The sequence below is a fragment of the Candidatus Magnetaquicoccus inordinatus genome, assembly GCF_004217665.1.
Taxonomy (GTDB): Bacteria; Pseudomonadota; Magnetococcia; order Magnetococcales; family Magnetaquicoccaceae; genus Magnetaquicoccus; species Magnetaquicoccus inordinatus.
This window is the reverse complement of sequence record NZ_RXIU01000061.1, coordinates 8,408-16,527: the sequence shown is the minus strand read 5'-3', so window position 1 is coordinate 16,527 and position 8,120 is coordinate 8,408. Positions and strand designations below refer to the sequence as shown.

Sequence of the window (8,120 nt, the reverse complement as noted above, 5' to 3'; positions counted from 1 at the left end):
TAGGCTTGTTGGCTACCCTGATTGCCCAGCATCCATCCGCCTGCCAGTAAGGAGAGTGCCAATACCCCTCCCAGCCAGCGCCGTTGCCGTGCCTGGCGACGCTGCTCCTGGCGCTCTTCGCGCAAAGCATGGCTCAAGTCATGAACCAAAGCCATTACCTGCTGTATCTCAACGTTGGTTTCTTTGTTTTGTTCCATTATTCCTACCCCCATCAGCGCAAGAGTCAATTTGCGCTGAGGATAGGAGAAAAGATGCCAAAAGACAAGTTTTTGCTGTCACTGTGCACAATCAGCGTTTTATGGTGGTGATAAAAGCGGCCACCAGGAGATTCAAACCGGCCGCCAGGGCAAACAACTGTGCTATGGTCATGCCCTGTCCGAGCAAGACTGCAGCACTCAGGGCACCAACAACCATGAACAGGGCATTATAAATATTGTTGGAGGCAATCAAACGGGCACGCCGTCCGGTGGGGGCGCGTTGTTGAATCAAGGTATAAAGCGGCACGATATAGAGTCCGCCAGAGGCGCCAATCAGCAGCAAATCGGCCAAAATCCGCCAGTTGGCACTCTGTTGCAAAATTTCGCTAATGGTTTGTGGTGTGGCCAAGAGTGGCGCAGCAGGAGAGGCCCAGGCCAGATCAAAACCAAACAGGGTGAGTCCAAAGGCGCCAATGCGGATCAAAATCGGTTTGATCTGGCCTGCTGAGAGCCGTTCACAGAGCAGGGAGCCGATACTGATACCGATGGTAAAGGTGAGCAGCAGCAGGGAGACTACGGTTTCATCGCCACCGAGAATACTCTTGCCATAGGAGGGAAATTGCGCCAAAAACAGCGCACCATACAACCAAAACCAGGAGATGCCCAAGACCGAAAGAAAGAGAATGCGTTCGCTGCGCGCCAATTGCAGAGTCTGCCAGGTCTCCTGAAAAAAGTGGGGATTAATGCGCAGGTTGGCATCGGGTGGCGGCGCGCTGGGAATGGCGCGGCTGGCCAGATAGCCGCTGACCGCGATGGTCAAACCGCAGAGAGTAATTTTGCTGCCCGGATCGGCCATGGCCGCCAAAATGCCGCCCAGGAGTGTTCCCAACAGAATGGCGATAAAGGTTCCGGCTTCAATCAGGGCATTACCGGCTACCAACTCATTTTCTTGCAGATGTTGCGGCAGAATCGCATATTTGATCGGACCGAAAAAGGTGGAGTGGCTTCCCAGAAGAAAGAGTCCGGCCAGAAGGATTTCGATGCTGTGCCAGGCAAAACCGAGGCTGGTCAGCAAGATAATCACAATTTCCAGAAGTTTGACCCATTGTGCCAAGCGTGCCTTGTCATATTTATCGGCCATTTGTCCGGCAGTGGCGGAAAAGAGAAAAAAGGGCAGAATAAAAATTCCAGCCGCCAGATTGGCCAGCAATTCGGGTGGCAGGGTGGTCCAAAGCAGCGAATGGAAGGTCAACAACACCACCAGAGCATTTTTGATTACATTGTCGTTGAGCGCACCCAAAAATTGGGTCACAAAGAGAGGCAAAAAACGGCGGCTGTGCAACAAGGTGCTGGGAGAAGCGGAGACACTCATGGGCTGTGCCTTAGAAAAAAGGGTCGAGTGGCAAAAATCTGGGCTGGAAAGCGCTGACCATTGCTGCGCAATTGCCGTTTTAACACAAAATCAAACAGCAACGGGTTATAGGTTTGCAGTTCATTGAGCAGAGAGATTGCAGAGGGATCCAGCAGGTCATGGTTGGCCAGTCGGCTTGGCGAAATCAGAGGTATGATTCCCGGCAGGGGATAGTCGCTGCCATTCAAGAGACGATGGTGCCAATCGCTACGCTCCAGCAAGGTTTTCAGCACACTGGGATGGCGATTGCGCAAGGTGATGGCAGAGATGTCGCCAAAGAGCAGAGAGCGGTATTGGGGATCATCCAGCAATTGGCCAAAGAGGGAAAAACTGCTGACCTTTTGCTCTCCCTGTTCCTCCTCTTCTTCTCCCAGAGAGGCGCAATGGGCCATGATCACCCGCACTCCGCTATCCAGAGCCGCACGCAGACGTAACGGATTGCCAAAGGCGGTTTGTTGCAGACCAGCGACCGCTTTTTCTTCTCCGGTATGGCAGAGCAAAGGCAGATCCAGTTTGGCCATGGCCGCATAGAAAGGTTGGCAGCGTGCAGAAGCAGGATCGATGCCCATGGCGGGCGGTAACCATTTAATGGCACGGGCACCCTGGGCATGGGCTTGCTGCAGCGCCTCCACAGCATCCAGACGGTAGGGATGGATGGAGGCAATCCATTCAAAACGGTCGGGATACTCTTTGGCCAACGAATGGGCAAAGCTGTTGGGAACATAAAAGGCGCTCTGTTCCGGCAGAGGTTGGCCATTCTCTGCATGCGCCAGATCAAAGGCCAACAACAGCAGTTTGGCTCCCTGGGGAAACTCAGCCAGCAAATGGCGCAAGCGGGCGATATAGCTTCGATCGATCTGTCCGGGACGTTGATCGACACAGGCGGCGTTGAGATAAAAATAGCGCTGCAGATAGGAGAGTGGATGCAGCAGGCTATTCATCTCTTTGGCGATACGAATACCGCTGCCGGAATCGCCGACCCCGGCAATATGGGCATGACAGTCCCAAAAATCGGCAGGGTTGATCCCCTGCCACGCCTCTTGCAGCAGCGGATGTTCTGCCAAATGGGGAGGCAATCCCTCATGGCAGGGATTGCGCAGCAGGGGTGTGGCTAAGGCGCTCAAAGGGGATGCCAGGAGGGTGGCACCTAAAGCCTGCAAAAACTTGATGAGGGAGCGCCGACTGGGATTCATTATAGATTTTCCGCCATCTGTTTCAAAGTGACATAGTCGATTTTACCGGTGCCGAGCAGCGGCAAGGCTTCGAGATGGCTGATTTTGCGTGGCACGGCCAGTTCGGGACTACCCAAGTTGCGGGCGGTGAGCAGAAGCTGCTCGCGGTTGAGTTGCCGGTCGGTGGTAAACAAGACCAAAGCCTCTCCTTTGTTGGCATCGGGCTGGCTGCTGGCGGCATGCAGGCGTTCCGGGGAGGCGGCAAAGGCAATTTTTTCCACACTTTCCAGGCTGATCATTTCGCCAGCCACTTTGGCAAAGCGTTTTACCCGACCGATAATGCGTACAAAGCCCTCATCATCCACGGTGACCAGATCTCCGGTTTCATACCAACCGGCACCGGCGCTGCAGGAGGGGGGTTGCAACTGGCCTGGCAGATCCACCTTCAGATAGCCGGAAAAGAGGTTGGGAGCCTGCACCTGAAGCATGCCTCCCTCTTCGATACCCGGCACCTGTTCCAGTTTCCAGTCGATACCGGGCAAAAATTGGCCCACAGTGCCGCTGCGATAGGCCATGGGGGTGTTGGTGGCCAAGACCGGGGCGGTTTCGGTGGCGCCATAGCCCTCCATGATGCGCAGACCAAATTTTTCAAACCAGAGATTGCGCACATTTTCGGTCAATTTTTCGGCGCCAGCGATGACGAAGCGCATCCGAAAAAAGTCATATGGATGGGCAAATTTGCCATAGTTGGCCAGGAAGGTGTTGGTCCCGAAGAGCACCGTACAGGCACGATCATAGGCTGTTTCTGGAATGACGCGGTAGTGCAGAGGCGAGGGATAGAGAAAGAGGGGGGTGCCGGTCAACAGGGGCATCAGAGCGCCGACGCTGAGACCGAAGGAGTGAAAGATCGGCAGGGCGTTGAGAATTTTATCGTTGGGTGAAAAATCGACCACCGCACCAATTTGCGCCAGATTGGCCAGCAGGGCGCGATGCGAGAGCACCACCCCTTTCGGCGTGCCTTCGGAACCGGAGGTAAAGAGCACCACAGCGGGATCATCTTTTTGGCAGGGCAGGGCAAACCGGCGCGGTTGCCAGAGGCCATAGCCGAGCAGCCAGATCTTATCGGCAAGGGTGATGGTTTCGCGCAGATCTTCCAGATAGAGGAGGCGGACTCCCTGCAAGGCGGCCAATTTTTCGCTGAGTTTGGCCTGTTCGACGAAGGCATGGGAGGTAATCACTGTAGTCAGGGTGGCGGCAGTGCAGGCGGCCTGCATTCCCTCCCGTCCGGCGGTATAGTTGAGCAGAGCTGGGGTGCGTCGCCGCGCGGTCAATCCGAGCAGGAGGGCAACGGTAACCGCCAGATTGGGCAAAAGCAGGCCGATCCGATCACCCGGTTTGACCTCAGGGGTGGCACGTTCCACCAAACGGGTGAGGACCAGGGCCATTTTTAACAGATCTTGATAACGATATTCGATCTGTTTGAGATCTTCGATAATCCGGGTTTGCCGACCATGGAGAGAGATGGCGTCGCAAAAGCTGGAGTAGAGATTTTCATAGGGTGCAGTTGCAAAGAGCATCTCCTGCATCAAGCGTTGCAGGGCTTGCCCGGCTTTGCGGCGCCGCAGTTTGGCGGTTGCTGCTTCGGGCATGGGCAGATGGGTGAGTGGCAACAGGGTCAGGGTGATTTTTGGCAACAGGCGTCGTGGGAAAGGTTTGCGCAAGCGGGAAAAATAGCTCCAGGCAGTGCCATGCAGACGAACGGGCAGGATGGCGGCCCCGCTTTTGGCCGCAGCAAAGGCGGGCCCTTCATAGACCTTCATCAAGTTGCCGGTTACGGTGATCCGTCCTTCCGGAAAAATCATCACCGGGCGACCCGATTCCAGCAGGCGGATCACCTTTTTCATGGCCATGGGATTGTTGCTATCGACGGCGAGAATCTCTACTTGCGAAAGCAGCATGCGAAAAAAAAAGGAGCGCAAAACGCTGGTATGGACGACAATCACTGGGTCCAGGGGCAGATAGAGACTCAGCAACAAACCATCGAGAAAAGATTCATGGTTGGCAATAATCAGCAGTCGTTGGGCGTTGAGGGCAGTGTTGGCGCCGCGCACCTCAACGCGAAAGAGCAAGCGGGTCAATAGACGGAAAAGAAAGCGTAAGATCGATTTCATGGTGCGCTCCGTGCCGCGAGTGAGGATTGCAGGGAGTGAAAGATGCTGGGCATGATTTCTCCGGCCAGGCCGCGCAGATTATAATCGGCTACCGGGTCAAGAGTGGTGGCATTGGGATTGACTTGCACGACTGTGGCACCGTTTTGTTTGGCCTGGAAAGGGAGGTGCGCTGCTGGCCAGACCAGGGAGGAGGTGCCGATGGAGAAGAGCAAATCGCAGTGATCGGTTGCCTGTTCGGCCTGTTTCCAGATCGGTTCGGGGAGAGATTCCCCAAACCAGACCACCCCAGGTCGCACCGGTCCCCCGCAGCGGCCACAGCGTGGTGGGGGGAGGCGACGTCCGCCATCCGGTTCGTCAGGGATCCCCTCTGGCAAGGGGTAGGGTGTGGCACAGTTGAAACAGCGGGGATGGTGCAGCGAGCCATGCAAGCGCAGCACCGGGGAGCTGCCGGAGCGTTCGTGCAGGTTATCGACATTTTGGGTAATCAGGGTCAGTTCGGGGAGGCAGTTGGCCAGAGCAGCGATGCTGCGGTGGGCGGCATTGGGTGCGGCGAGCAAAGATTTACGGCGTCGCCATTCATACCAGCCCCAAACGAGATCGGGGTCAGAGAGAAAGCCTTCTGGGCTGGCCAGCAGGCTGGGGTCATAGCGGCTCCACAAACCGGTGAGGGCATCGCGAAAGGTGGGGATGGCACTCTCTGCGGAGACTCCGGCACCGGTAAAGATGACAACATGTTGTGCCATCTGCAAGCGGCTGACGACTGAAGACAAGGCATCCATGCCTGTTAAATTCCCCATAAAATAGACATAGCCTCATTTCCTGACAGATGCAGTCGATCCAGAGCATCGACCTGGGTAGTGGTCAAACCGTATGCCGACCAGGCATCCATACCGGGAGTAAAATGGCGGGTAGAGCCGTTCCAGGTCGTGGCAATGGCTTTCACTTGGGCCACCGAAAGAGAGTCGAGCTGTTCGGCGGTCAAGGCAGCAATGTGCGCGCTGGTCATGGCACGAATCTGGGCAGAAGTCAAGCCATCCAGTTGCCAAGTGCGCAAGGAGGCGATGGCTGGGGCGGTCAAGGCGGTCAATTGCAGGCTGGTCAAGGAGGCAAGTTGAGCGGAGGTGAAGGCATGTAACGGCTCTGTAGCCAGAGAGTGCATTTGCCAACTGCTTAAACCAGCCAGTTGGCTGTTGGCGAGCGAACGCCAAATCTGCGTAGAGAGTCCATTGTACTGACTGATGGCCAGAGCTTGCAGTTGTCGCGAGGAGATGCCATCCCATTGCGTTGTGGCCCAGGAGTTTAATTGTGCCGAGCTTAGTCCGAGCATCTGGGTGGCGGCCAGATTGCGCAGGCGCAGTGAGCCAAGGCTGTTCCACTGTGTGTCGAGCAGGGTCGCGAGCTGCATGCTGCTCAGGCCATTCCATTGACTGTCGGCCAGGGAGGCCCATTGCAACGAGGTCAAAACAGACAAGGCTTGCTCAGGCAACAGGGCCAACTGTTGGGAGGTCAGGCCATTCAACTGACTATTGGCGAAGCCTTGCCATTGTTGTGCAGTGAGGCCAAGCAGTTGCGGCTCTTGCAGTGCTGAAAGCTGGCGGGAGGAGATGCCATCCAGTTGGCTCTGGGCGAGACTATGCCATTGTTCGCTCTGCAAGCCCTGCCATTGGCTGAAGGCCAGGCCGGCAAACTGGGCGGCACTCAGAGATTTTAGAGCTGCCTCTTCCAGGAGGGAGAGGGCAAGAGAGGAGAGGCCATCCAGTTGGCTGTTGGCCATACTGGACCATTGTTGGGAGAGCAGGCTGCTCAGTGGCAACTCTTGAAAAAGGGAGAGTTGCCGAGAGGTGAGGCCATCCAGTTGGCTGTTGGCCAGACTCTGCCATTTTTCTGCACTCAGCCCTTGCAACTGGGTAAAAGCCAAGGCAGAAAGTTGCGTGGAACCCAGGTGGTTGAGGCTGGACTCTGCCAGTTCGGAGAGAGTCAGAGAGGATAATCCATCCAGTTGTGTGTGTGTCAATGAGCGCCAGATGGGCAGCGAAAGTATGTTCAACTGGGCGACAGTCATCGCTTGCAGTTGACTGGAGGTGATGCCATCCCATTGGGTGGTTGCCCAGGCCAGCAGTTGCTCAGGAGTGAGAGCCGCCAACTGGCTGGCGGCCAGTTGGCGCAGGCGTGTGGAGCGCACACCGTTCCACTGCTCATTATTCAAGCTGGCCAGTTGTTTGCCGCGCAATCCATCCCACTGGCTGTCGGCGAGGGAGGCCAAGCGCAGGGAGTTGAAGCCGGAAAGAGCCTCCTCGCTCAACAGGGCAAGCTGCAGAGAGCCGATTCCATCCAGTTGGCTATGGGCCAGATTGCGCCATTGTCGCGAACTGAGAGCCATGATTTGTGCTGCTTGCAATTGATTGAGCTGATTGGAGGAGAGGCCATCCAGTTGCGTATCGGCCAAACTGGCAAGCTGTTCATCGCGCACTCCCAGCCATTGGGTAGAGGCCAACGCGGCCAGTTGTGCCGAGCCTAAATAGTTGAGGCTCGTCACTGTCAACTCCGACAATGCGCTGGCCCTTAAACCATCCAGTTGCGTATGGGCCAGGGAGCGCCACAGCGGAAAAGAGAGGCTGTTGAGCTGCTCCATAGTCAGCCCCTGCAGTTGCAGGGAGGATAGTCCGTCCCATTGCGTAGCGGCCAGGCTGTTCAGCTCTGCCGTAGCCAAGCCAAGCAGTTGGCTGCCAGACAGACCACGCAGTTGTGCTGCCGAGAGACCATTCCACTGTTTTTCCTGCAGGCTGGCCACTTGGGCATCGAACAGGCCATCCCATTGGCTGTCGGCCAGGGAGGCCAACTGTTGGGAGGTGAAGCCGGCGAGTGCATCGTTGCTCAACAGGGCAAGCTGTACAGAGCCCAGGCCATTGAGTTGGCTATTGGCCAGAGAACGCCACTGGCGCGAGGTGAGCGCCGAGAGTGGCAGCTCTTCAAGGAGATTGAGTTGTTGTGAGCGCAATCCATCGAGTTGGCTGTCGGCCAGGCTCGACCATTGAACAATGGTCAAGCCCTGCCATTGCGCAAAGGTGAGGGCAGTAAACTGTGCAGAGCCCCAGGAGTTGAGGGTTGTTTCACTCAGTTCCGACAAGGTAAGAGAGCTCAGACCAGCCAATTGGCTGTTGGCCAATGA

5 protein-coding genes and 1 pseudogene are annotated in these 8,120 nt (G+C 56.3%); all 6 read right to left on the bottom strand.

The annotated features are described in order from the left end of the window. Nucleotides 1–197, bottom strand: a 197-nt coding sequence (locus tag EJP87_RS06565) for a hypothetical protein (RefSeq protein ID WP_130471063.1), incomplete at its 3' end; no start/stop codon positions are given. 91 nt (nucleotides 198–288) lie between these two features. Next, nucleotides 289–1,569: an MFS transporter gene (locus EJP87_RS06560; protein WP_130471062.1), complete on the bottom strand. Its 1,281-nt coding sequence runs from the start codon at nucleotides 1,567–1,569 to the stop codon at nucleotides 289–291. Then, on the bottom strand, nucleotides 1,566–2,801 hold the full coding sequence (locus tag EJP87_RS06555) for an amidohydrolase family protein (protein WP_130471061.1): 1,236 nt from the start codon (nucleotides 2,799–2,801) through the stop codon (nucleotides 1,566–1,568). Before EJP87_RS06555 ends, EJP87_RS06560 begins: the two co-directional genes overlap by 4 nt. Then, complete coding sequence (aas, locus tag EJP87_RS06550) at nucleotides 2,801–4,951, bottom strand: bifunctional acyl-ACP--phospholipid O-acyltransferase/long-chain-fatty-acid--ACP ligase (protein ID WP_130471060.1); 2,151 nt, start codon at nucleotides 4,949–4,951, stop codon at nucleotides 2,801–2,803. Before aas ends, EJP87_RS06555 begins: the two co-directional genes overlap by 1 nt. Further along, nucleotides 4,948–5,730 (bottom strand): SIR2 family NAD-dependent protein deacylase, encoded by a 783-nt coding sequence (locus EJP87_RS06545; RefSeq protein WP_130471059.1) that lies wholly within the window; start codon nucleotides 5,728–5,730, stop codon nucleotides 4,948–4,950. The genes aas and EJP87_RS06545 overlap by 4 nt, the downstream gene beginning before the upstream one ends. A 5-nt stretch (nucleotides 5,731–5,735) precedes the next feature. Beyond that, nucleotides 5,736–8,120 (bottom strand): annotated as a pseudogene (locus tag EJP87_RS17705) (hypothetical protein); the annotation flags it as partial.

What these genes read in the sequence shown, in the direction of transcription:
- EJP87_RS06560 (WP_130471062.1), bottom strand. Translation starts at nt 1,569, where the DNA reads ATGAGTGTCTCCGCTTCTCCCAGCACCTTGTTGCACAGCCGCCGTTTT.
- EJP87_RS06555 (WP_130471061.1), bottom strand. Translation starts at nt 2,801, where the DNA reads ATGAATCCCAGTCGGCGCTCCCTCATCAAGTTTTTGCAGGCTTTAGGT.
- aas (WP_130471060.1), bottom strand. Translation starts at nt 4,951, where the DNA reads ATGAAATCGATCTTACGCTTTCTTTTCCGTCTATTGACCCGCTTGCTC.
- EJP87_RS06545 (WP_130471059.1), bottom strand. Translation starts at nt 5,730, where the DNA reads ATGGATGCCTTGTCTTCAGTCGTCAGCCGCTTGCAGATGGCACAACAT.